The sequence below is a fragment of the Alcaligenes sp. PF14 genome (assembly GCF_037150615.1).
In the GTDB taxonomy this organism is placed as follows: Bacteria; Pseudomonadota; Gammaproteobacteria; order Burkholderiales; family Burkholderiaceae_B; genus Alcaligenes; species Alcaligenes phenolicus.
Genome location: NZ_JBAGRS010000003.1, coordinates 438202 through 460552 on the forward strand (window position 1 = coordinate 438202; position 22351 = coordinate 460552).

General features: G+C 56.3%; 20 protein-coding genes and 2 tRNA genes. 15 read left to right on the top strand and 7 right to left on the bottom strand.

Features of this window, described 5'->3' with window-relative positions; translation table 11 throughout:
• Nucleotides 1–15 precede the first annotated feature (15 nt).
• Genes WFM49_RS09010 through WFM49_RS09020 form a run of 3 tightly spaced genes read left to right on the top strand, consistent with a single transcriptional unit; the run spans nucleotide 16 to nucleotide 2552 of the window.
• Complete coding sequence (locus WFM49_RS09010; RefSeq protein ID WP_009457636.1) at nucleotides 16–522, top strand: TRAP transporter small permease; 507 nt, start codon at nucleotides 16–18, stop codon at nucleotides 520–522.
• Nucleotides 523–524: 2 nt separating this feature from the next.
• Nucleotides 525–1820, top strand: coding sequence for a TRAP transporter large permease (locus WFM49_RS09015; RefSeq protein WP_022983555.1), 1296 nt, complete (start codon nucleotides 525–527; stop codon nucleotides 1818–1820).
• Nucleotides 1821–1871: 51 nt separating this feature from the next.
• Nucleotides 1872–2552: a TetR/AcrR family transcriptional regulator gene (locus tag WFM49_RS09020; RefSeq protein WP_022983556.1), complete on the top strand. Its 681-nt coding sequence runs from the start codon at nucleotides 1872–1874 to the stop codon at nucleotides 2550–2552.
• 252 nt (nucleotides 2553–2804) lie between these two features.
• On the opposite strand, the gene WFM49_RS09025 is transcribed toward WFM49_RS09020, so the two are convergent.
• Nucleotides 2805–3602, bottom strand: a complete 798-nt coding sequence (locus WFM49_RS09025; protein ID WP_026484309.1) for an outer membrane protein assembly factor BamD — start codon at nucleotides 3600–3602, stop codon at nucleotides 2805–2807.
• 95 nt (nucleotides 3603–3697) lie between these two features.
• Between WFM49_RS09025 and WFM49_RS09030 the strand changes: the two genes are divergently transcribed.
• From WFM49_RS09030 to phaR, 5 genes are all read left to right on the top strand, one after another.
• Nucleotides 3698–4663 (top strand): RluA family pseudouridine synthase, encoded by a 966-nt coding sequence (locus tag WFM49_RS09030; protein ID WP_026484310.1) that lies wholly within the window; start codon nucleotides 3698–3700, stop codon nucleotides 4661–4663.
• On the top strand, nucleotides 4645–5412 hold the full coding sequence (gene pgeF, locus WFM49_RS09035; protein WP_009457632.1) for a peptidoglycan editing factor PgeF: 768 nt from the start codon (nucleotides 4645–4647) through the stop codon (nucleotides 5410–5412). The genes WFM49_RS09030 and pgeF overlap by 19 nt, the downstream gene beginning before the upstream one ends.
• Before the next feature lie 142 nt (nucleotides 5413–5554).
• Nucleotides 5555–7186 (top strand): PHA/PHB synthase family protein, encoded by a 1632-nt coding sequence (locus WFM49_RS09040; protein ID WP_009457630.1) that lies wholly within the window; start codon nucleotides 5555–5557, stop codon nucleotides 7184–7186.
• 124 nt (nucleotides 7187–7310) lie between these two features.
• The gene (gene phbB / locus WFM49_RS09045) at nucleotides 7311–8048 is read left to right on the top strand and encodes an acetoacetyl-CoA reductase (protein WP_009457629.1); all 738 of its coding nucleotides are present in this window, start codon (nucleotides 7311–7313) and stop codon (nucleotides 8046–8048) included.
• A gap of 59 nt (nucleotides 8049–8107) precedes the next feature.
• Nucleotides 8108–8650 (top strand): polyhydroxyalkanoate synthesis repressor PhaR, encoded by a 543-nt coding sequence (gene phaR, locus WFM49_RS09050; protein ID WP_009457627.1) that lies wholly within the window; start codon nucleotides 8108–8110, stop codon nucleotides 8648–8650.
• A 3-nt stretch (nucleotides 8651–8653) separates the two neighbouring features.
• Here phaR and WFM49_RS09055 read toward each other — a convergent pair whose 3' ends face one another.
• Nucleotides 8654–9796: a GNAT family N-acetyltransferase gene (locus tag WFM49_RS09055; RefSeq protein WP_324577930.1), complete on the bottom strand. Its 1143-nt coding sequence runs from the start codon at nucleotides 9794–9796 to the stop codon at nucleotides 8654–8656.
• Between the two features lie 140 nt (nucleotides 9797–9936).
• Between WFM49_RS09055 and WFM49_RS09060 the strand changes: the two genes are divergently transcribed.
• Nucleotides 9937–10902 carry a hypothetical protein gene (locus tag WFM49_RS09060; RefSeq protein ID WP_324577929.1) on the top strand — a complete coding sequence of 322 codons (966 nt, stop codon included), beginning with the start codon at nucleotides 9937–9939 and terminating at the stop codon, nucleotides 10900–10902.
• Between the two features lie 131 nt (nucleotides 10903–11033).
• On the opposite strand, the gene WFM49_RS09065 is transcribed toward WFM49_RS09060, so the two are convergent.
• Nucleotides 11034–12059, bottom strand: a complete 1026-nt coding sequence (locus WFM49_RS09065) for a DUF3829 domain-containing protein (RefSeq protein ID WP_035270781.1) — start codon at nucleotides 12057–12059, stop codon at nucleotides 11034–11036.
• A gap of 72 nt (nucleotides 12060–12131) precedes the next feature.
• Nucleotides 12132–12494, bottom strand: a complete 363-nt coding sequence (locus tag WFM49_RS09070) for a hypothetical protein (RefSeq protein WP_336972889.1) — start codon at nucleotides 12492–12494, stop codon at nucleotides 12132–12134.
• 374 nt (nucleotides 12495–12868) lie between these two features.
• On the opposite strand from WFM49_RS09070, the gene WFM49_RS09075 reads away from it, so the two are divergent.
• Nucleotides 12869–13045: a hypothetical protein gene (locus WFM49_RS09075; RefSeq protein ID WP_254002828.1), complete on the top strand. Its 177-nt coding sequence runs from the start codon at nucleotides 12869–12871 to the stop codon at nucleotides 13043–13045.
• Between the two features lie 7 nt (nucleotides 13046–13052).
• Here the strand turns inward: WFM49_RS09075 and WFM49_RS09080 are convergent.
• The 3 genes from WFM49_RS09080 to WFM49_RS09090 form a co-directional block, all read right to left on the bottom strand.
• Nucleotides 13053–13129 (bottom strand) — tRNA-Met (locus WFM49_RS09080).
• Nucleotides 13130–13652: 523 nt separating this feature from the next.
• Complete coding sequence (locus tag WFM49_RS09085; protein WP_336972890.1) at nucleotides 13653–13826, bottom strand: hypothetical protein; 174 nt, start codon at nucleotides 13824–13826, stop codon at nucleotides 13653–13655.
• 134 nt (nucleotides 13827–13960) lie between these two features.
• A tRNA-Met gene (locus WFM49_RS09090) sits at nucleotides 13961–14037 on the bottom strand.
• Nucleotides 14038–14169: 132 nt separating this feature from the next.
• Between WFM49_RS09090 and scpB the strand changes: the two genes are divergently transcribed.
• The 5 genes from scpB (at nucleotide 14170) to infB (ending at nucleotide 22348) form a co-directional block, all read left to right on the top strand.
• Nucleotides 14170–15093: an SMC-Scp complex subunit ScpB gene (scpB, locus tag WFM49_RS09095; RefSeq protein WP_442893030.1), complete on the top strand. Its 924-nt coding sequence runs from the start codon at nucleotides 14170–14172 to the stop codon at nucleotides 15091–15093.
• 2 nt (nucleotides 15094–15095) lie between these two features.
• Nucleotides 15096–16928 carry a 23S rRNA pseudouridine(2605) synthase RluB gene (rluB, locus tag WFM49_RS09100; RefSeq protein WP_336972892.1) on the top strand — a complete coding sequence of 611 codons (1833 nt, stop codon included), beginning with the start codon at nucleotides 15096–15098 and terminating at the stop codon, nucleotides 16926–16928.
• Nucleotides 16929–17251: 323 nt separating this feature from the next.
• Nucleotides 17252–17743 (top strand): ribosome maturation factor RimP, encoded by a 492-nt coding sequence (gene rimP / locus WFM49_RS09105; RefSeq protein ID WP_009457607.1) that lies wholly within the window; start codon nucleotides 17252–17254, stop codon nucleotides 17741–17743.
• Nucleotides 17740–19224 (top strand): transcription termination factor NusA, encoded by a 1485-nt coding sequence (nusA, locus tag WFM49_RS09110; RefSeq protein ID WP_026484319.1) that lies wholly within the window; start codon nucleotides 17740–17742, stop codon nucleotides 19222–19224. Before rimP ends, nusA begins: the two co-directional genes overlap by 4 nt.
• Before the next feature lie 67 nt (nucleotides 19225–19291).
• Nucleotides 19292–22348, top strand: coding sequence for a translation initiation factor IF-2 (gene infB / locus WFM49_RS09115; protein WP_009457605.1), 3057 nt, complete (start codon nucleotides 19292–19294; stop codon nucleotides 22346–22348).
• Nucleotides 22349–22351 lie beyond the last annotated feature (3 nt).

A 22351-nucleotide genomic window follows, 5' to 3' on the forward strand; every position in this document is an offset into this window, starting at 1 on the left:
TTGGAACAAGGGAGTATGAATGTGAGTGAGGACCCTCTGATCAAGCGAGGGCCGACCCTGATCGCTCTGGAATGGCTGGCCATTGCGTCCAGCGTTGTGGTGGCGGCAGGTTTGGCCTATGTGGTGGCCGCACGTTATTACCTGAATTGGCCGGCAGCCGGTGTGCACACCATTGTGATGGTGGCGGCGATCTGGCTGTACATGACGGGGGCCTTGATCGCCAGCCAGTCCCGTCAGCATTTGGTGGTGGATTACCTGTCGCATCGTTTGAAGACCCCACGGGCGCGTGCTATCCATCGTTTCATCGTGTCCGTACTGGTGCTGATCATTGTGGTGGCTTTTGCCTATTGGACCTTGCGCATGTTCATGTGGGGTTCCCGGTTCTCGACCACGATGGCCGAGCTGGGAATTCCTGTCTGGGTACCGCAAGCCGCTATTGGTCTGAACGCCGCCGGTAGCCTGATGTATGCCTTGCGCGATGTTTATCAGTCTTTAATGGCCTTGCGCCATGGAGGCCATTGATTATGCATGCTGGATTTTCTGTTCTCTTGCTCCTGTTCCTGCTAGGTGTCGGGGTGCCAGTGGCCTGGTCCTTTGCCGGCACGCTGCTGATGTTGACGCTGGTGTATGACGTCAACTTGAACACCTTGATGCTGCAAGGTTTCCGTTCCTTGAACTCCCTGGTTCTGCTGGCTTTGCCTTTGTTCATCATGGCGGGGTACTTGATGCAGGCAGGCGGGATTGCACACCGTTTGGTGGGCTTTGCCGAGATGCTGGTCAAGAATCGTCGTGGTGGCATGGGGGCCAGCATGGTGCTGGCTTCCGGGGTGTTCGGGGCGATTTCGGGTACGGCCTCGGCGGCGGTGGCGTCCATTGGCACCATTCTGGTCGATCCCATGGAGCAGCGCGGTTATCCGCGTCAGTACTCGGCGGCCTTGCTGGGGATTTCCTCTTTGCTAGGGATTCTGATTCCGCCGTCCATCACCATGATTCTGTTCGCGGTGGTGACGCAGCAGTCGGTAGTGGCGTGTTTTGCAGCCACGATCGGGCCAGGGATTCTGTTGATGGTCGGGCTGACGCTGTTCAATTATGTGGTGGCTGGACGCTGGTTCAAGGAACTGCCAGCACAAGCTGTTGATGAAAAATCCCGTCGTTCTTCCCTCAAGACTTTGCTTTATGCCGTGCCCGCCTTGTGTATTCCCACCTTGATTCTGGGTGGTATTTACGGGGGCGTATTCACACCCACGGAAGCTGCGGCGGTGGCGGTTGTGCTGGTGATTGGCATCGGCTGCTTTGTGTATCGTGAACTGACCCTGCGCAAGCTGCGTGACAGCTTCGTTCGCACGGCAGAGACTACGGGCACCGTTATCCTGATCTTGCTGTTCTCCTTTCTGATCGGCCGTATTTTGGTTGCGCAAGGCGTGCCTCAGGACCTGACCGCCTTTGTGACAGGTCTGGTGGATAGCCCCATCGGCATTCTCTTGATGGTCAATGTGTTCCTGATTCTGGTGGGCATGATTATTGACGATGTGTCCTTGACCGTGGTGGTGGCTCCCTTGCTGCTGCCTTTGGTGGGCGTGGCCGATGTCAATCCGATACAGTTTGCCGCGATTGTGGCGTGTGCGGTGATTGTGGGTTCCAACAGCCCGCCGATGGCACCTGTGCTGTACATGTCCTGCCGTATCAGCAAGGTGACGGTACATCGTTCCTTTGGCCCGGCCATCGCCATGATCGTGTTTGTGGCTATTCCGATTCAATTGATCACCACCTTCGTGCCCGCTGTTTCCTTGGCGTTTCCACGAATGCTGGGCCTGTTATAAGAGGAGCGCCGGTATACTTTGGCGACTAAAGCGACTCTACAAGCAGGCGATATGAGCGATAAGGAATTGATTGAACGTGTGGCCCAGGCCGGCGCACTGACCGAGCCCAATGTGCATTTGACGCGGGCGGATTGGCTGGAGGCGGCCATTCGCCTGTTCATGCAGGAAGGCGTGGAGGCGGTGCGCATCACTCGTCTGGCGCAGGTGATGGCCGTCACGCGAGGCAGTTTTTATTGGCATTTCAAGGACAGGGACGATCTGCTGGATGGGCTGGTCGGTTTCTGGGAACAAAAGAATATGCGCTCCACCATGTTGGCGCTGGAGAATGTGGACAATCTGCAAGATGGCATGTTGTCCCTGTTCTCTACCTGGTTGGACGTGTCCCGTTTTGAGCCGGGCCTGGATATGGCCATGCGGGATTGGGCAAGGCGCTCCGAGCGAGTGCGTCAAGCCGTCGAGCGGGCGGACAAGGCCTGCATGAATGCCTTGGCCAATTTCTTTCAGCGCATGGGTGTGGAAGAGATTGAAGCCCAGACCCGAGCCCGGACGACGTACTTTTGTCAGATTGGCTATTACCTGATTGGCCTGCAGGAAGAGCTGGAAGACCGCATGGTGTATCTGGACGACACTATGAAGATTCTGGGAGGCCAGCCCCTGGACCCAGCCAAGGCCAAGGCTTTTGCAGAGCGTATGTATAGCGTGCAAAAGGACAATGCCAAGAAGGTGGGGTGATATTCAGGATGCTCTGGGGCCTGTGGGGGCGGGGTGTGTTTAGATGGCTGCAGGCTAAGGAGCTACCTGACTTGTCGTTACTGTTTTGATGAGCAGGGCAGAGCAGACTGGTAAGGAATATCAGCTTGAAGCCGGAAAACTGAAAAGGCCGAATCCTGTATGAGATTCGGCCTTTTTTGACTGCGTTCTGTGAGGCGTTTTATTGTCGCTTCACAAAGGCAGCCTGTGTTTTGTGCTGCTTTGCCTAAAGGTTTAGAACCAGTTAATCGGGTTCCAGTAGTTAACCTTGGCATCCAGACCGTCCTTGAAGTAGGTGGAGTCCGGGAAGTTCTGATCCATCACGCGTTTGGTGGTGTCACGCAGCTCGGTTTGACCCATCTTGTCGTAGGACAGGTACATCAAGTACAGCGCGCGTTCAGCAATAGGCACGCCCTTGAAGTCCGTAATCACGGTTTGCGCACGGTTCACAGCAGCCACGTAAGCGCCACGCTTGTAGTAGTACTCGGCTACGTGTACTTCGTTCTGGGCGATGGTGCTGACCAGCCAGGTCAAGCGCTTGGCGGCATCCGGTGCGTAACGGCTATTGGGGTAGCGTTGCAGCAGATCGTTAAAGGCTTCGTAGGATTCGCGCAGACCTTTGGGGTCACGCTCGCTGGGATCCTGTTGGGTAATGTTAGACAGGGCAGCGCTAGGAGGCGTAAAGGAGATCAGCCCTTTCAGGTACAGCATGTAGTCGGTACCGGGGTGGCTGGGGTACTGCTTCTGGAAGCGGTCGATAGCGGCCAGGGCTTTGGCAGGCTCTTCGTCTTTCCAGTTGATATAGGCCTGGTCGATCAGCGATTGCTGTGCGTAAGTGCCAAAGGGGTAGCGGGACTCGACGGCTTCCAGGCGGGTACGCGCGTCTTTCCAGTTGCCGGCGGACATTTCTTCACGGGCGTCTTTATACAGGCGCTCGGCGGTCCAACCCGAGGTGGGGTCAACTTCTTTTTTGGTAGTGCCGCAGCCAGCAAGCAAAGTGGCAGCCAGCATTAATGCGGCTACTTGGGCCAGCTTGGTACCACGAATACGTGGCAAGTTCAGGTTCAGGCGAGTCACAAAAGCGTCCTTGGTGTTAGCATTGCTGCTCAATTATATGATTTGTCGCCATGCCTGACACAGATACTGAAAAAGATAGTGTTGTTTCTTCCGACGCACTGCGTTTTATCCTTCCCATCACTGCGTCTCCCGATCGTCTGGACAAGACCTTAGCGCGTTTACTGCCACAGCATTCGCGCAGCCGTCTACAGTCCTGGGTCGAGAGTGGGCATGTTCTCGTCAACGGCCAGGCCGTCAAGGTCAAGCATACGGTTTACCCCGGTGATACCGTGCTGGTCTGGGAGCAACAGGCCCCAGAAGACATGGCCTTCGAACCTGATGACGTGGACTTCGAGATTGTGGCTCAAAGCGACTCCTGGCTGGTGGTTAACAAGCCAGTGGGTCTGGTCACGCATCCTGGCGCGGGTAACTGGCGTGGCACCTTGCTCAATGGTTTGCTGTTTCGCTTCCCCAATCTGCGTCAGGTACCCCGTGCCGGTGTTGTACACCGGCTGGACAAAGACACTTCCGGCTTGCTGGTCGTGGCCCGCACGGAAGTCGCACAAACTCACTTTGTCCGACAACTGCAAGAGCGTAGCATGGGACGCCAGTATCTGGCGTTGGTCCATGGCGTCTTGCCGGGCCAGGGCTCGGTCGATGAGCCGATTGGACGCGATTTGCGCGTGCCAGTGCGCATGAGTACTGGGCCGTCCGTCGCTCCCAAGCATGCTGTAACGCATTATCAAATGTTGCGTCAGGGTTATGCAGGCGAGGAAGCAGTGACCGAGGTGGCTTGCCGACTGGAGACAGGGCGTACCCACCAGATTCGTGTCCACCTGAGCTCAATCAAGCATCCTCTGCTGGCCGATACCTTATATGGTGGCCGCGTTGTCGCGGGGGCGCAGCGCCAAATGCTGCATGCCCATGTGCTGGAGTTTGATGATCCCGATACGGGCGAGCGCCGTCGCTTCTCGGCGGAGCCACCGTCTGACTATCAGTCTGTTGCAGAGGCGATTGAATGGCACACTCAAAGCTGATTCCTGGTGTTAGCGGCCCCGAACAAGCGGGGCTGCTTTATTTCTGTACGACTCGGGCTGGGGGCGTCAGCCAGGACGAGCGTGACAGCCTGAATCTGGGCCTGAATACCGGCGACGATCCGGAGCGGGTGCAGGTAAATCGCCAGCGGCTGGCGGACTTCCTGGGTTCGGAGCCAGTCTGGCTGGCACAGGTACACGGCACAGATGTGCTGGATGCAGATCAGGATGTTTTGCCTGCCGTGCCCAGACAGTTTGATGCTGCCATCACTACACGCCGGGACCGTACCCTGGCCATTCTGACCGCCGATTGCCTGCCGGTGGTGATCTGGGACGAGCAATCTCAGGTCTTGGGTGTGGCCCATGCCGGTTGGCGTGGTCTGCAAGCCGGAGTCCTGGAGCGTACCTGGCAGGCGATGGCCGCCCGTTGTCCCCAAGCGCAATCCTGGCAAGCCTGGATTGGTCCGGCAATCAGTCAAGAACACTTTGAAGTCGGGCAGGAAGTCTTTGATGCCTATGTTCAGGATGAGCCGGAATTGGCCGCCTTTTTTATTCAGGGAAAGCGTCCTGGAAAATGGCAGGCGGATTTGCCCGGTATTGCCCGCCACCGTTTGGAAAAATTAAGCCCTGGAACAATGACCGTGCACTTGAGTGGCTTGTGTACGTTTCAAGAGAATGAATTGTTTTATTCCTACCGCCGCTCGCCCTTGACCGGCCGACAGGCCACCATTGCTCGCTTGAACCTGCTTTAACGGTTTTTTAATCGTATTAAATACGATATGGAATCTTTAATTCCGTCTATTGGCGTGCCAGCCTAATTAATTACCCCAATTGACTGCTTTTGTTACGAACGTCATGCTCTAAGCGTATTTGCAATTCGTTTACAGGTGGCAGATGTCGAGTAACAACAGAGCTTTTCAAGGTTTTGGCAAACCGATCGATGCCACCCGCTGTGCTGAACTGCAAGCTCGTTATATGCAACAGTGGCAGGAGTTGTGGGACCAGGCCCAGCGCGGTGCCTTGCCACCTCCCCAGGATCGCCGGTTTGCGGATGCCGCCTGGCAGAGCAATCCCACCGCCTTGTTCAATGCCCATATCTGGCAGCTTAGCGTTCAGGCCATGAACGAGATGCTGGACTCGATGGAGCTGGAAGCCCCGCAGCGTGAGCGCCTGAGCTTTTCCATGATGCAGTGGGCTGAGGCCATGTCGCCCAGCAACTATTTGATGCTCAACCCCCAGGCCCTGCAAACCATGATGGATACGGGCGGCCAGTCGGTGCTGGAAGGAATGTCCAATTTTATGGACGACTGGCAAAAAGGCCGTCTGACACAAACGGATGAAAGCCAGTTTCAACTGGGGAAAAACGTGGGTGCTACCCCCGGTGCCGTGGTATTCCAGAACGATATTTTTCAACTGATTCAATACGCACCTACTACCAGCATGGTCCATGCCGTGCCCTTGCTGATCGTGCCGCCCTGCATCAACAAGTTCTACATTCTGGACCTGCAGCCGGAGAATTCCTTTGTACGCCACGCTCTGGATCAGGGGCTGACGGTGTACCTGATGTCCTGGCGCAATCCCCAGCCGAATGACGCGGCCCATATCCATGCACTGAGTTGGCAGGATTATCTGGAGCAGGGCGTGCTGGAAGCGATTCGTGTCAGCCAGGAGCTGTCGGGCCAGGAAAAAATCAATACGCTGGGCTTTTGTATCGGTGGCACCTTGCTGGCCAGCGCTTTGGCTCTGGCACGCGATAAAGGTCAGGACCCGGCCGTTTCCATGACCTTGCTGACCACCATGTTGGATTTCACCGATGTGGGCATGCTGAATGTCTTTATCGACGAAGCACAGGTTGCGTTTCGGGAGTGGCAGTTGGGGCAGGGCGGATTGCTCAATGCCCGTGAGCTGGCCAGTACCTTTTCTTTCCTGCGCCCCGCCGAGCTGGTTTGGAACTATGTGAACAGTAACTACTTGCAGGGTAAAAAACCACCTGCCTTTGACTTGCTGTACTGGAACTCCGACGGCACCCATTTGCCCGGTCCTTTCTTTACCTGGTATTTGCGCAATACCTATCTGGAAAATCGTCTGGTTCAAAAAGGTGGTGTTCCCGTGGGGGCGCACCGCGCCGATCTGAGCCAACTGGATTTGCCCGTGTACCTGTATGGCTCCAAAGAAGACCATATCGTGCCCTGGCAGTCGGCCTATGCGTCCTTGCAGGCACTGCCTGCGGCTCAGCATCGTTTTGTGCTGGGAGCTTCGGGCCATATCGCAGGCGTGATCAATCCACCTGCCAAGCAGCGCCGTAATTACTGGGTGCTGCAAGATGGCGAGCCAGTCGCCACGCTGGATGCCCAGCAGTATATGGAGCGGGCTCAGTCCGTACCTGGTAGCTGGTGGTCCGATTGGATTGCGTGGCTTGCACCTTTGTCGGGTTCGCGGCGTCGCGCAAAACGTCGTCTGGGCCATGCGCGTTATCCCGTGCTGGAGGATGCGCCCGGCAGTTATGTGAAAGTGCGCGCCAGTTAATTTTCAATTTTTCAGGTTTCGGGAGCCGGGCGGTCTGCCTGCTTCCATTATCCCGACGCCAGGCTTTTTCATTGTCCGGGCCGGCCCAGGGATCGAGCTTTGTCACCCCTTTCAGGAGAAGTATATGAGCAGCAAAGTAGCTTACGTCACTGGTGGTATGGGAGGGATAGGGACAGTCATTTGTCAGCGTCTGGCCAAAGACGGTTTTACCGTTATTGCAGGCTGCGGCCCCAATCGCGATTTTCAGAAATGGTTGGGTGAGCAGGCCGAGCTGGGCTACACATTTCATGCTTCGGTGGGCAACGTAGCAGACTGGGACTCGACCGTTGAAACCTTTAAAAAAGTCTTTGCCGATTTTGGTCGTGTGGATGTTCTGGTCAATAATGCCGGGATTACACGCGACGGCACCTTCCGTAAAATGAGTCAGGAAGATTGGCGCGCGGTGATTGACACCAACCTGAACAGCCTGTTCAACGTGACCAAACAAGTCATTGATGGCATGGTAGAGCGCCAATGGGGCCGCATCATCAATATCAGCTCAGTAAACGGGCAGAAAGGGCAGTTTGGCCAGACCAACTACTCCACGGCTAAAGCCGGGATCCACGGCTTTACCATGGCTCTGGCTCAGGAGGTTGCCAATAAGGGGGTGACGGTCAATACTATTTCCCCCGGTTATATTGGTACGGACATGGTGCGTGCGATTCGCCCCGACGTTCTGGAGAAAATCGTGGCGACCATTCCAGTGGGCCGTTTGGGTACACCGGATGAAATTGGCTCCATGGTGGCCTGGCTGGCCTCGGGTGATTCCGGCTTTGCCACGGGTGCGGATTTCTCCCTGAACGGTGGCTTGCACATGAGCTAAGGCTTGTTGCAGTGCATAGCGCGTGTTTTTGATTTATTGATTAGGAAGTAAGCACCAGCATGGGATCCCCTCGACTCATCAAGAAATACCCCAATCGTCGCTTGTACGACACGCAGGCCAGCGCTTACATCACTATGGTCGATGTCAAGCAACTGGTCCTGTCAGGAGAGGAGTTCGCGGTCGTCGATGCCAAAAGCGGCGAGGACCTGACGCGCAGTATTCTGTTGCAGATCATTCTTGAGGAAGAAAGCGGGGGTATCCCCATGTTCTCCACTCCAGTGCTGATGCAGATCATCCGCTTTTATGGCAATGCCATGCAGGGGGTGATGGGTTCGTATCTGGAAAAGAACATTCAGGCCTTCATGGAAATCCAGGAGCGCATGACCGAGCAGTCCAAGGGCGTCTACGGCGGGCAATTCGGCCCGGAAGCCTGGGCGCAATTCATGAGCATACAGGCGCCTGTGATGCAAACCGTCATGAACAGCTATATTGATCAGAGCAAGAATCTGTTCGTGCAAATGCAGGACCAAATGCAGGATCAGACCCGGCAAATGTTCTCGGTCTTTCCCTTTGCGCCACCAGGCAAAGACAAGAAAGACTGATTTTTAGCCTGCCAGCGTTTTAAACGGGGTATGGCTGCTTAATGCTTCCTGATAGCGGGCCACATGGCCCGCTTCTTCATGCAGGAACTCTTCAATGGCGTGGGCAAAGCGGGGGTCAGCAATCCAGTGCGCCGAGCTGGTGGGAGTGGGCAGCAAACCTCGCGAGAGCTTGTGCTCCCCTTGAGCACCGCCTTCAAAGAAACGCAGTTGCTGCGCAATGCAGAACTGAATTGCCTGGTTGTAGCAGGTCTCGAAATGCAGGCCTGGCACGTATCGAGTACAGCCCCAGTAACGTCCATAAAGTGTATGCCCGTCCCGCAGCGACAGGGCGCAGGCTACATCTTGCCCATCTTGCTGCGCCAGAATCAGTACCAGAGAGTCGGGTAGATGTTCGTGCAGGCGCGCAAAGAAATCCCGATTCAGATAGGGGCGTTGTCCGCGCTCCTGATAGGTATTGGCATAGCACTGGTAAAAGTAGTCCAGGTTCTGCTCGCTAATCTCCTGGCCCTGTTTGTGCTCAAAGGACAGCCCCTGCTCGTAAACCTTGCGGCTGTCCTGTCGCATTTTTTTGCGCTTTTGCTGGGTCAGGGAAGCCAGGAAGTCCTCGTAGCTGGCGTAGTTCTGGTTTTGCCAGTGAAACTGCACATCGTGGCGAATCATGAAGCCCGCCTGCTCCAGAGCTTGCCTGTCCTCTGGATTCGGGAACAGGACATGCACAGAGGACAGCTGATTACTTCGCGTCAGCTGGATCAGTTGCCTGGCCAGCAGTACGCGATCCTCCTGGGTGTGGGCCAGCAGGCGAGGGCCGCTGACGGGCGTGAAGGGGACGGCACTGAGCAGCTTGGGGTAGTAGTCCAGCCCATGGCGTTGATAAGCCTGAGCCCAGCCCTGATCAAACACATACTCGCCGCGCGAATGGTGCTTAAGATACAGGGGCACGGCACCACACAGCGTCTGTCCACGATGCATCAAGAGGTAATGTGGTGACCAGCCTGTTTGTGGAATGGCGCAGCCAGCTTTGTCCAATGACGTCAGAAAAGCATGACTGAGCAACAGGTGATGGCCAGAGAGCGCGTCCCAGTGTGCTGCGTCGAGCTGACTCAGTTGTGTGCAAAGTGAGAATTGGATCGGTTCAGTGCTGACCATGGCAGGGAGTATGTCGGTAAGCTCAACTTGAAACAGGGCTAGGGCATAGACCCTGACGGCTTTGTATACTAGCCAGCGTTTCATGCAAAGGGAAGGCTTGATTGGTATTGTTGCCAGCGCTTGCCCAATAAGAGGAATTCATGAAGAAAATTGCCTTGGCGCTGGGTACGTGGATGGTGCTGGCAGGTTCGGCTCAAGCGGGTCCTGCTTGTGAGTATTTGCGTAATTATGTCGCTTTACAGCCGCAATCCGGCGACGAGCTGCAGATTCAGGATCAGGAGGGGGGTTGTCTGGTTCAGAACGGGCAATGGTCGGCCGGTTTTTCGTCAATGCTGCTGGCCTTTGATGAGCTGGTCTTGCGTGATGAGGGCTTGGCATCCTTGTCCGAGCGGCAAGTTATTCCAGACTCCATGGATCTACAAGTAAGCGGGATCTATGTTCTGACGGGACGTTTGCCAGGGCAGGACTACGTAATGCGCCTGCAAGCCAAGCCTATGGATTTTACTTTCAAGTACAAGTGGGACTCGGCCTTGGCACAATTGAATTTGGAGCAGGTTCGACTGCGTAGTCAGTACCTGCGTGAGGTTCGTGCTCAGGCGCAATTCGGGATTGAGTCGGCCGCAGGACGCCCCTTGGGTGCCGATGATCTTGAGCAGGCGGAGCTTAAAAGTCTGAATCTGTACCTGGATAATCAGAATCTGATCCAGTCCATGATCATGCCTGCGTTGGTGATGAACATGAGCATGTACGAAGACCCGCGCCCTGGTATCGAGAAGGCCTTGTTGGCCGCACGCACTTCCGTGCAGTTGATGCCTGACTCGGTGGCGGATCGGGACAGCCGCGATGCCTTGCTGGCATTTATTGCTCAGCTACCCGCGCCTCAGGGGCGCTTGTCGTTGAATATGACAATGGATCCCCCTTGGCCAGCGGCACGTCTGGAGTCTGGCTTGTCTGTGGATCAGGTGCGTAAATTGATGTCTGGCATGAAGGTGCAAGCCAGATTCAATACAGGGCAAGAAGCCCCGTCTGTCTATGTGTGGCTGCGTGATCGTCTGCGTGATGGTTTGCGGTTTTTCGATCTTCGCAAGGATGACGCGGCGCGCTAATGAGCGTTTGGCCCTGGTGGCGGGAGGCCCTGTAATACCGGACCAACCCCATCTTGCTTGGGGTCTGCCATTGCCAGTGCGCAGGCTGCGCTCTCCTGCTTACGGAAAACGCAGCCATTAGCCTGGTTTCGTCAGGCGTCGGGTAGCATGTTGTAGTTTCTGATCATGCTGTTGTAGTCGTTCTCCAGCTTGGAGAGCTGGTACTCCACATTGGCTTGCTTTGCGTCCGATGCCAGGGCTCGGCGCAGATCCTTCAAGCCCACCAGGAAGGTATTGAAGTTGCTGGACAGGGCAAACCACTTGGGCGCGTTGCCCAGCTGCGTTTTGGTGTCGGGATGTGCTTTGGCAAAGGCATCAGCCTTGTCGAAGGCGGCTTGATACGCTTGCTCGATTTTCTCGATGGACTGGCCAGTGAGCTGCTCGGACTCTGCCAACGTGCTGATGGCATCAACGGCGCGGCGGGCGGCCAGAGAGACATTCAGCGTGTGCCAAGCAAAGTTCTCGGTGCCGTAAGCCTCTTCAATCGCTACCAGCTGTTTTTCCCGCAGACTGTGATTGCGCTCCGAGACTGTTTGTCTGAGCGTGTCTTCCGCATCAAAGAAGCTGATGAACAGAGGCATGATCTGCTCGTCCAGCTCGCGGCCTTTCTTCATCTGGTCGTCAATATTGTCCTTGCGACTGTAATAGAGATCCGCTTCATTCATGACGGGAATCAGCTTTTCCAGCGTGTCAGCAAACACTTGACCAGGCTTGTCCAGTCCAGCGTCTGCTGGCGGCATGGCGATGGCATTGCGCATTTGGGTGATGCATTCGCGCGAGATGGAGTTGTTCTGCTCGTACACCTTGATCTTGAAGCTGGCGGCAATGCGGGTGGAGCCGGGGGTAGCGACAAGGTTCTGATATTCCTTGATGTATTTCTGGGCATGCTGGCTCAAGGGGCTGGCGACGTCATTCAGGCAGGCAATTACTGGCTGCAGTTTCTCGGCCAGTTGCATATCCTGCTTTTGCAGGCTCACTTCACCATTGCCCAGAAGGGAACTGCCAGAGGTGCCGACCTTCATTTCCTGTGGCAGCCAGGTGTTGAATTGGCCGCTGGCGTAGGCGCCGATGGCAATGCCGATCGCGCCCAGGATCACAATACTTGTAAGTTTCTTCATTTTCGCGCTGTAGAGATAAGCTGCGCTGCCCCTGGGAAGGGGGCAGAAGCATGTCTTTTTGGGGAGAGGGGATTACTGCTCGAAGCCGCTGCGTTCGGCGGAAATGGCGCTGCAGCTGCCTTGATCTTTCTCGCCTACCATGCGGCGATCACGGATGATGGTGCCGCTTGTCAGGTCAATCTCCCAGGCAATCGCGCCTTCATTCAAGCTGGCTTTGTTGTCGGCAAAGGTGCCTCGTTCCATTCTTTCGCTGCCCGAAGCAGGAACGTACACCCCAAAGGTGCCGGCCTCTTGATCCAGGGCGAAATTGAAGACCTGGGGCTTGCCAGAGGGGTCGGCAAACTCGCAAGTCAAATAGGTGGTGGCGGCAAAGGAGCTGGTGCTGGCCATCAGCAAGGCCAGAGCGGCCCCTGCGATTGCGGGTACTCGTTTCATGTCTTGATCCTTTAGTCGGCTGTCTCCAGCCGATTCTGCTTGGGTGTGAGTGACTGCAAAAAGTACGACTCATCCTGGGATCGCGCAGGCACGTACTTGGCTCCAACGCTGGAGAAGAGGTGGCCTGGCTTTCGTAAGGGATTTCGTCTTTCTTGAAACTCAGCTTGGCTGTGAGGCGTGAGCGTGCAGCGTAGACCACGCCCATGAGGCGTCACTGTGTTCACGCACAAACAAGCTGATTGGCGGGATTTGAAGCGCGATTAGAGGGGCTGGAGCTGACTTGTTATTCTGTGTTCTGGTCATGCTCAAGCTGGCTAATCACCCGCACGGGAAGGTTTATCGCACGGTGAGACTGCGGTCGTCAAGAACATTTCGTGCTTGAAGTAGATGGGGGCGTACTGGCGGGATGGGAGTTACTGCAGGAAGGGGGGGCTTGTCTTGGGTTCGCCTTGTTTATTGTTTTGACGAAGCCGGACTATTTAAAAATAACAGGCATAAAAAAAACCGGAATAAATCCGGTTTTTTTAAATTTATCTGCAAGAAGCCGATAAATGAATTTGGTTGCGGGGGCAGGATTTGAACCTACGACCTTCGGGTTATGAGCCCGACGAGCTACCATGCTGCTCCACCCCGCGTCAGAAAAGTAACTATAACATAGTTTTTGATTATGTACATAGTGTGGCGTGTTTATTTCATCAATATTTGGCGATTGCCGCTGGAAGGGGCATAAAGGCTGGATAAAACGATCCTCAATTTTCTTGCGTCTTGCTGGTCGCAATGGTGTAATACGAACTGTGCTTACAGGTTCAGCCGGACTGGCATTTCAAAAAGTTCAAACGCGCAAGCGGCTTCCTGTATAGCGACCAGTTCTTGATGGCTGGCATCTGGCTTTGATAGCAGTCGGCTCCCCTACTAGGCGGGATGTCCCGGCAAAACGAATTTCTCTGTTTCTGGCTTTGCTTCAGGTTTAGGCAATCGATAAGCCCTGCGGTGGTCTGTTGGTGCCTTGATGTTGGCATTTGACAATGTAGACCTGTCGCCCCGATCAGTTATTGCCCCAAACGTTGTTGTGCTGTTTTCGCGTTCCGCCAATCCGGAGCGCCAATTCAAATCCAGTCCGATAGGGCTTGCGGACATACTCATCATCAGCATGTGTGCTTACACAACATTTTTAATTGCTTTTAAAGCGGCTGTTTCTGGTTTGAGCCAGGGCGGCGGGCTTGCGTGCGCTTCCGGCCCGATGCAAAAAGGCCCGATGATGGCGACGATGGTGATTCGGATGCGTGCTGCGGCTGCTGTGGTGGCCTTTGCTTGGGCTGGGGTTGTTGCCATAGCGCTGATGGCTGGCCTGCGTGTTCTGACTGTGGGCTGCGCCGCGCGCAAGATTGCAGATCAAAATAGCGGGCAACAAAAAAGCCAGCACAAATTGGCTGGCTTGTTTGATTCTGCTAAGCAGTTCCGGGTGATGGTTGCGGGGGCAGGATTTGAACCTACGACCTTCGGGTTATGAGCCCGACGAGCTACCATGCTGCTCCACCCCGCGCCGGAAAAGATAAATACTAACATGGAATTTTTGCTTTATGCAAGTATCGCCAGAAAGTGAGGCTTCCCAGCAGTGACTGAAAGTGAAATAATCCGAGTCCTGGAGACGGCTTTGCTGTGTGCACAGCAGCCCATGAACAGCGCCGAGTTGCGCAAAATGTTTGTCTCCCCGCCGCTGAGCGCGGATGATCTGCGCCGTTATCTGGCTATCTTGCAATTGGATTGGAAAGAGCGTGGCCTGGAATTGGTTCAGGTTGCCTCGGGTTGGCGCTTTCAAAGTCGCCCGGCCATGCAAGTGTTTTTGTCCCGTCTTAGTCTGGAGCGCGCGCCCAAGTATTCGCGGGCCGTGCTGGAAACCTTGGCGATTATTGCTTGGCGGCAACCTGTTACCCGTGGGGATATTGAGGACATACGTGGTGTGAGCGTATCGACTCAAATTGTGCGTACCCTGGAGGATCGGGGCTGGATTGAAGTGCTGGGCTATCGTGATGCGCCCGGACGTCCGGCATTGCTGGGAACGACCCGTCAGTTTCTGAATGATCTGGGTCTGCGCTCTTTGGATGAGTTGCCTTCGGTTGAAACTCTGGACTCCCTGGATGCCTTGGCTTCCTTGCCAAACGGGCAAGCAGCTGCGTCGGCTGATCAGGAGCAGAACAAAGAATTGGATCAAGAACGGGATCAGCAACAGGATCAACAGCAAGATCAACAGCAGGGCGGGGATCATCAGGATCAGAGCCAGGAGCAAGTGGCAGGGCAGCAAACTGGTTCCGAAGCAGGGCAAGAAATAGAACTAGAAGCAGAGCAAGACGCTGCTTTGGAAGTGAGCATGGAGCCGCTACAGGCCTCTGTTGCTCAGCTTGAGCTGGAGTCCGAACCGGATTCCGAGCCAGGCAGTCAGGACGATTTGCTTGAGGCAGTTTCAGAAGCGGAGCTGCCACAAACCGAACAAGCTGAAGTGAATACGACACCGGACCCCGTGGATGAGGCCCAGGCTGCGGCTGGCCTATCGGATATACAGGTACCGGACGAAATAAAAAACTCTGGAGTAAATGATTAAAAATGACTGATTCGCACGAGACGAACACAGCCTCCATGTCGGACGCCTCTGGCGCGGCCGACCCCAAGAATCCCCGCGCGAAGGGCCAGGGGCGCAAGCTGCGCACGCCGTTTCGCCGCCGTCGTGGCGATGCCACGCAAGAGTCGGCTCCCCGTCAGAATGAAGAGGTCCAGGCGGCCGCTCCTGGTGAGGCCAAGGCCCGCCCAGCTCGCCCACAAAACAATCGACGCAAACCTGCGGCTGCTGGTCGTCGTCCAGATACACGCGGTGGCGCCAACAAGCGACCAGGCAACACCCAGGCCGCCCGTTACTCCAACCCTGCTGACGACGCTCCGGTTGTGATTCTGGATGGTGATGATGACATCGCATTCAGCCATCTGGACAAGCAAAGTCGTTTGTCGCAGCGCCTGGGTAAATACATGGGCAGCGACTTGGTGCAGCCTAAATTGCACAAGGTGCTGGCTGAAGCCGGTATCGGCTCGCGCCGCGATATGGAAGAACTGATCGTTGCAGGTCGTGTCTCCGTGAATGGCGAACCTGCCCATATCGGTCAGCGTGTCAGTGCCGATGACAAGGTGCGTATCAATGGTCAACTGATCAATCGTGCCAACACCAAGCGTCCTCCGCGCGTGATTCTGTATCACAAGCCGGCTGGCGAAATTGTCACGCACGACGATCCCGAAGGCCGTGCCACCGTGTTTGGTCGCCTGCCTTCCCTGAAAGTGGGCAAGTGGTTGTCGGTCGGTCGACTGGATTTGAATACCGAGGGTTTGCTGATCTTCACGACATCGGGTGATATTGCCAACCGCATGATGCATCCGCGCTACGGTGCCGAGCGTGAATATGCTGTACGTGTTCTGGGTGAGCTGAGCGAAGAGCAAATGCAATCCATGCGCGATGGCGTGCAGTTGGAAGACGGTGTGGCCAAGTTCGGCATGATCGAATTTTTGGGTGGCGAAGGCAGCAACCGTTGGTATCGCGTCACTATTCATGAAGGCCGTAACCGTGAAGTGCGCCGTATGTTTGAAGCGATGGGTGTGACGGTCAGCCGTCTGATTCGCACCCGTTTTGGGGATGTGGGTCTGCCTAAAAATCTGCGCCGTGGCCGTTGGGAAGAATTGGATGCTGATGTGGTGATGGCATTCATGCTGCGCCTGGGGCTGGTGAAAGAATCGGATGACGAAGGCACCCACCAGCGTCGCGAACGTCAACCTCTGTCCCACGACAGCGCTTTGCCTCCCGGTTTCGGTACGCTGGAGCACAACGGTCTGAGTGGTGCTCGCATGGGGCGTGGTGGTCGTGTGGCAGGTCGCGGTCGCTCCTCAAATAATGTGCGTGTAAACGAATCCGTCAGCGGTGCCTTGTTCATTAGCGGTGGTCTGGCCAATGGCCATCCTGATGGTGGCCGTCGTGAACACGGTGGTCAAGGGCGTGGTGCTCCACGTAGCGGTCAGGGTGTACGTGGTGGCCAGCAACGCGGTCGTTCGGCGGAAGGTCGTTCTTCGGAAGGACGCGCGCATGAAGGTCGCAGTCGCGAGGGGCGTTCGCAGGAAGGTGCGCGTGTGCAAAATGGCCGCCGTCCAGTGCGTGGCGACCAGGCGCGCGGTGAGCAGGGGCGTGGTGATCAGGCCCGTGGTGGTCACGCTCGCGGTGCTCAGGAAGGACGTGCGCCTTCGGCCCGTCGCGGCGCGTCCGATCGTGCCGGAGCCGGGCAAACGCCCAAGGCTCATGTGAAGAAAACAACGGTGGTGCGCCGTGTCAGCCGTCGTGATGATGACTGGCAACCAGCCAGCTCGGCGGCCCATGAATCCCACCTGGGACGCGGGCGCCGGTAAAGCCAGGACGCACGGACTTTGAGTTTGTGGCCCGAACCCCGCGGTTTGGGCCTGTAAGGCCGTGTGAATGCACGTATTTTCCGGTTTTCTGGTAGAATATAGAACTTGGCTCAGAGACGTTTGTGTCGGCTGGGTCTTTTTTGATGCTGCGCGCCAGCGAATAGGGCGGTCTTTCAAGGCAAAGACCGCGTGGATCATCCGGTTCGGTTGCGCCTGCAACTATCCCGATTTGACGTTGGCAATGCGCAAGACCAGGGCCCGCTTGATTCTCAAGCGTGCATGGTGACCATGGGCTGGCGTACAGCCCATTTTTTTTGGATTTTATGGCAGACATTCTAGCTTTGGCACAAGAGACCCTGGCGGGTACCGAGTACGAACTGGTGGACGTGGAGCGTGCGCCGCTAGGCTTGTTACGCATCGTCATCGATCACCCGGAAGGGGTGCGTATCGAACACTGTGAATGGGTGTCTAAACAATTATCACGCGTTTTCGAAGTGGAAAACGTGGATTACAAGCGCATGGAAGTGGCCTCGCCGGGGATAGATCGCCCCTTGTTGCGTATTGGCGATTACGTGCGCTTTGCGGGCAGTCGGGTGCAGGTGCGCCTGCACGAGGCGCTCGACAATCGGAAAGTGTTTGTGGGTACGCTCCACGCTCCTGAAGGGGCGCTACCGGCTAGTGTTCCGCTGGATACCGTTTTTAGGCTGGAACTGGACGAAGCATCGGGCAAGCTGACGCAGGTCGAATTCACCTATGACCAGGTGGATCGTGCCAAATTGGATCCCGTTCTTGATTTCAAGGGTAAGAAGCGATGAGTCGCGAAATTCTATTGCTGGTCGATGCGCTGGCGCGTGAAAAATCCGTAGCGCGTGATGTCGTGTTCACCGCGCTCGAGAGCGCCTTGGCCTCGGCCATGAAAAAGCGCTTCAAGGAAGATGTCGATATCCGTGTGGAAATCGACAGGGAAACCGGCGCCCACGAAGGCTTCCGGCGCTGGCTGGTCGTGCCCGACGAGGCCGGTCTGCAAGAGCCCGACAAGCAGGAGATGCTGTCGGACGCCCAGGAGATCGATCCCGAGCTGCAAGTGGACGATTACATCGAAGAGCCACTCGAGCCTATCGAGTTTGGCCGTATCGGTGCCCAGGCTGCCAAGCAGGCCATCCTGCAAAAAATCCGTGATGCCGAGCGCGAGCAAGTGCTCAACGACTTCCTGGAGCGTGGTGAGACCATCGTTTCCGGTACGGTCAAGCGCATGGACAAGGGCGATGCCATTATCGAAATGGGCAAGATCGAAGCACGTTTGCCTCGTTCGGAAATGATCCCCAAGGAAAATATCCGCGTGGGCGACCGTGTCCGCGCCTGGGTACAGAAGGTGGACTACGCAGCACGTGGCCAGCAGGTCATCTTGTCGCGTACAGCACCTGAATTCATTAAAGAACTGTTCGAGAACGAAGTACCCGAGATCGAACAGGGCCTGCTGGAAATCAAGGCCGCTGCCCGTGATGCGGGTGTGCGCGCCAAGATCGCTGTTATTGCTTACGACAAGCGTATCGATCCTATCGGTACTTGTGTGGGCATGCGAGGTTCGCGCGTTACTGCGGTGCGTAACGAACTGGGCGGCGAGCAGGTCGATATCGTGTTGTGGGCCGATGATCCGGCCGAATTCGTGATCGGTGCTCTGGCACCGGCACACGTCGAATCCATTCTGGTGGACGAAGACAAGCACGCCATGGATGTGGTGGTAGACGAGGAAAACCTGCCCAAGGCGATTGGTTCGCGTGGTCAGAACGTGCGTCTGGCATCGGAATTGACGGGCTGGCAGATCAACATCATGACACCGGAAGAAAGCCGCAACCGTCAGGACGAAGAGCGCGAAGAATTGCGTGCTACCTTCATGTCCCGTCTGGATGTGGACGAAGCCGTGGCCGATATTCTGATCGACGAAGGGTTTACCGGTCTGGAAGAAATCGCTTATGTGCCTCTGCAGGAATTGCAGGACATCGAAGCCTTTGACGAAGAAACCGTCAACGAGCTGCGTGCCCGCGCCCGCAATGCGCTGCTGAGCGAGGCCATCGCCAAGGAAGAATTGGTACAGACCGCGGTCAAGGAACTGGCAGGAGTCGAGGGCATGACGCCTGAGCTGATCGCCGTACTGGCCGAAAACGAGATTACAACGCTGGATGAACTGGCGGAACTGGCAACGGACGAACTGTCCGAGATGACCGGCCTGGCGCAAGATGCGGCCAGCGAACTGATCATGCGTGCCCGTGCCCACTGGTTTGACGACGAGGCCTGATATGTCTAGCTAGGTCCCGCGCGTTGTATTCATTAAGAATAGTTGTAGTAAAGCAAGAGAGAGTCGAATGTCGAGTAACACTGTCGCCCAGTTCGCTCAAGAACTGAAAATGCCTGCGAATGTTCTGCTGGAGCAGTTGCGTAGCGCAGGTATTGAGCTCAAATCAGTTGATGACGCCATCACTGATTCGGATAAGGCGAAGCTGCTTGAATCGTTGCGCCGCTCGCACGGCAGTCAGGAAGGCAACAAGATCACCCTGACTCGCCGTCAAACATCGGAGATCCGTCAGGATGACGGATCGGGTCGCTCCCGCACGATTCAGGTGGAAACACGCAAAAAACGCGTGTTTGTAAAGCGTGATCCCTCCGAGCTGGTGGCAGAAGCCAATGCGGCATTGGCACAGGAAAATGCAAAGGAGCAAGCTGCTCAGGCCCAGGCGGCCAGTCAGGAAAAACCGGCTGTTGAACAGGCGCCTGCCGCGCCTGTCAGCAAGCCCGTAGATCCTGTGGCAGCAACTCCTGAAGCTCCTGTGAAAGAGCAAGCCCCTGTCGAGTCCAAGCCTGAGCCCAAGCCAGAGCCTGAGCCCGAAGTGGTCGCTGCTCCCGAGCCGACTCCTGTTGCCGAGCCTGCGCCCGAACCTGCTGCTCCTGCACAGCCCGTTGAGGCTGCTCAGGAAGATACAAAGAAACCCGAGCCTCAGCCTCAGGAACAAGCACCTGCTGCAACGGAGCCATCCGAAGCTGCGGCAGCGCCTGTTCAGGAAAAGGCCGAATCGGCTCCCTCTCCTACGGCCCAAGAAAAGCCCGTGGAACCTACTAAATCTGTAAACGACGCCCGTCAAGCTAACTCTGTGAATAAAAATCAGCACCCTCAAGGGACTAAAACGCCCACTTCGACTGGAAAACCTCGGGATATGGCTGCTACTGGTCAGCGCCGTGCAGTGCGTGGCCCGGTGATTCCTCCTGTTGCCGCCGATGTGGAGCAAGACCAGGATCGTGATCGCGCCCGTAAGGCCGCAGAGGCCGAAGCCGCTGCGTTGCGCGATATGTTGAACCGTCCTCGTAAGGTCTTGCGTGCTCCCGAGCCAGAGGCTGATAGCAAGGCAGGTGCCAAGGGCGCTCAGAAGAAAGACGCCAAAGGCTCCAAGACCGAGAAGGCCCCGGGCAAACCCGTCAAGACTGACAGCACCCCTGGCTGGACCAGCGATGCCAGCCGCAAGAAGCAGCCTTCCAAGGCTGATGTGGCTTCCGCCGGTGCCGGTGGTGGTCGTGAAGGCTGGAAAGCCAATGCCAAGGCAGGTCGTGGCAAGGGTGGTCGTGGTGGCCGCAACGCTCAGGCCGAGCGCCGTGAACCGCAAGTGGCAGAATTCATTGCCCGTGAAGTGCACGTGCCGGAAACCATTTCGGTCAGCGATCTGGCTCACCGGATGGCCGTCAAGGCTGCCGAGGTGATCAAGCACCTGATGAAGCTGGGTCAGATGGTTACCATCAACCAGGTTCTGGATCAGGAAACAGCCATGATTCTGGTCGAAGAGCTGGGTCACAAGGCGATTGCTGCCAAGCTGGACGATCCTGAAGCCTTCCTGGTCGATACCGATGCTCAGAACGACGCCGAACTGAAGCCCCGTGCTCCAGTGGTAACTGTCATGGGTCACGTTGACCACGGTAAGACTTCGCTGCTGGACTACATCCGTCGCGCCAAGATCGCCTCGGGCGAGGCCGGTGGTATTACCCAGCACATCGGTGCGTACAACGTCAAGACAGAACGCGGCACGGCTACGTTCCTGGACACTCCCGGTCACGAAGCCTTTACGGCCATGCGTGCCCGCGGTACCAAAGCCACTGACGTGGTGATTCTGGTGGTGGCCTCCGATGACGGTGTGATGCCCCAGACCCGTGAAGCCATTCACCATGCTCGTGCCGCTGGTGTGCCGCTGGTAGTGGCGATCAACAAGATTGATAAACCTGAAGCTAATCCAGAGCGCGTCAAGCAGGAACTGGTAGCCGAAGAAGTGGTGCCTGAAGAATACGGTGGCGATGTGCCCTTTATTCCTGTGTCGGCCAAGACCGGCCAGGGCATCGACGAATTGCTGGAAAACGTGCTGTTGCAGGCCGAAATGCTGGAGTTGAAAGCTCCGGTTGACGCACCTGCCAAGGGTACGGTTATTGAAGCCCGTCTGGACAAGGGTCGCGGTCCTGTGGCCACCATCCTGGTTCAAAGCGGTACCTTGAACCGTGGTGACAGCGTGCTGGTCGGTGCCTCCTTCGGTCGCGTTCGCGCCATGCTGAACGAAACCGGCAAGTCGCTGAATTCGGCTGGTCCGTCGATTCCTGTAGAAATCCAGGGTCTGACTGAAGTGCCCGCTGCGGGTGATGAACTGGTTGTGATGGCTGACGAACGTAAAGCTCGTGAGATCGCACTGTTCCGTCAAGGCAAGTTCCGTGATGTGAAACTGTCGCGTCAACAGGCCGCCAAGCTGGAGTCCATGTTCGACAATCTGGGCGAAGGCATGCAAACCCTGTCGCTCATCATCAAGACCGACGTTCAGGGCTCGCAAGAAGCGCTGGTACAGTCGCTGGTCAAGCTGTCTACCGACGAAGTGCGTGTGGTGGTTGTACACGCCGCCGTGGGTGGCATCTCCGAGAGCGACGTCAACCTGGCGATTGCATCCAACGCGGTAGTGATCGGCTTTAACGTCCGTGCCGAGCAAAGCGCCAAGAAACTGGCTGAAGCCAACGGCATTGATCTGCGTTACTACAACATCATTTACGATGCGGTTGACGAGGTCAAAGCAGCCCTGTCCGGCATGCTGGCTCCCGAGCAGCGCGAAGAAGTCATCGGTATGGTTGAAATCCGCGAAGTCTACAACGTGTCGCGTATTGGTAATATCGCCGGTTGTATGGTTACCGAAGGCGTGGTCCGTCGCGATTCGCAAGTTCGCTTGCTGCGCAACAACGTCGTGCACTGGAGTGGCTACCTGGATTCCCTGCGCCGCTTCAAGGACGACGTCAAGGAAGTGCGTTCCGGCTTCGATTGCGGTATCACGCTGCGTGGCAACAACGACATCCAAGTGGGCGACCAGCTTGAGATCTTCGAGATCAAAGAGATCGCCCGGACACTGTAATTT

Excerpts from the sequence above, each read along its gene's own strand:
- rluB (WP_336972892.1), top strand. The coding sequence starts at position 15,096 with ATGACTGATTCGCACGAGACGAACACAGCCTCCATGTCGGACGCCTCT.
- WFM49_RS09055 (WP_324577930.1), bottom strand. The coding sequence starts at position 9,796 with ATGGTCAGCACTGAACCGATCCAATTCTCACTTTGCACACAACTGAGT.
- WFM49_RS09070 (WP_336972889.1), bottom strand. The coding sequence starts at position 12,494 with ATGAAACGAGTACCCGCAATCGCAGGGGCCGCTCTGGCCTTGCTGATG.
- rimP (WP_009457607.1), top strand. The coding sequence starts at position 17,252 with ATGGCAGACATTCTAGCTTTGGCACAAGAGACCCTGGCGGGTACCGAG.
- WFM49_RS09010 (WP_009457636.1), top strand. The coding sequence starts at position 16 with ATGAATGTGAGTGAGGACCCTCTGATCAAGCGAGGGCCGACCCTGATC.
- scpB (WP_442893030.1), top strand. The coding sequence starts at position 14,170 with ATGAACAGCGCCGAGTTGCGCAAAATGTTTGTCTCCCCGCCGCTGAGC.
- phbB (WP_009457629.1), top strand. The coding sequence starts at position 7,311 with ATGAGCAGCAAAGTAGCTTACGTCACTGGTGGTATGGGAGGGATAGGG.
- WFM49_RS09015 (WP_022983555.1), top strand. The coding sequence starts at position 525 with ATGCATGCTGGATTTTCTGTTCTCTTGCTCCTGTTCCTGCTAGGTGTC.
- WFM49_RS09040 (WP_009457630.1), top strand. The coding sequence starts at position 5,555 with ATGTCGAGTAACAACAGAGCTTTTCAAGGTTTTGGCAAACCGATCGAT.
- nusA (WP_026484319.1), top strand. The coding sequence starts at position 17,740 with ATGAGTCGCGAAATTCTATTGCTGGTCGATGCGCTGGCGCGTGAAAAA.
- WFM49_RS09085 (WP_336972890.1), bottom strand. The coding sequence starts at position 13,826 with ATGGCAACAACCCCAGCCCAAGCAAAGGCCACCACAGCAGCCGCAGCA.
- pgeF (WP_009457632.1), top strand. The coding sequence starts at position 4,645 with ATGGCACACTCAAAGCTGATTCCTGGTGTTAGCGGCCCCGAACAAGCG.
- phaR (WP_009457627.1), top strand. The coding sequence starts at position 8,108 with ATGGGATCCCCTCGACTCATCAAGAAATACCCCAATCGTCGCTTGTAC.
- WFM49_RS09020 (WP_022983556.1), top strand. The coding sequence starts at position 1,872 with ATGAGCGATAAGGAATTGATTGAACGTGTGGCCCAGGCCGGCGCACTG.
- infB (WP_009457605.1), top strand. The coding sequence starts at position 19,292 with ATGTCGAGTAACACTGTCGCCCAGTTCGCTCAAGAACTGAAAATGCCT.
- WFM49_RS09060 (WP_324577929.1), top strand. The coding sequence starts at position 9,937 with ATGAAGAAAATTGCCTTGGCGCTGGGTACGTGGATGGTGCTGGCAGGT.
- WFM49_RS09065 (WP_035270781.1), bottom strand. The coding sequence starts at position 12,059 with ATGAAGAAACTTACAAGTATTGTGATCCTGGGCGCGATCGGCATTGCC.
- WFM49_RS09030 (WP_026484310.1), top strand. The coding sequence starts at position 3,698 with ATGCCTGACACAGATACTGAAAAAGATAGTGTTGTTTCTTCCGACGCA.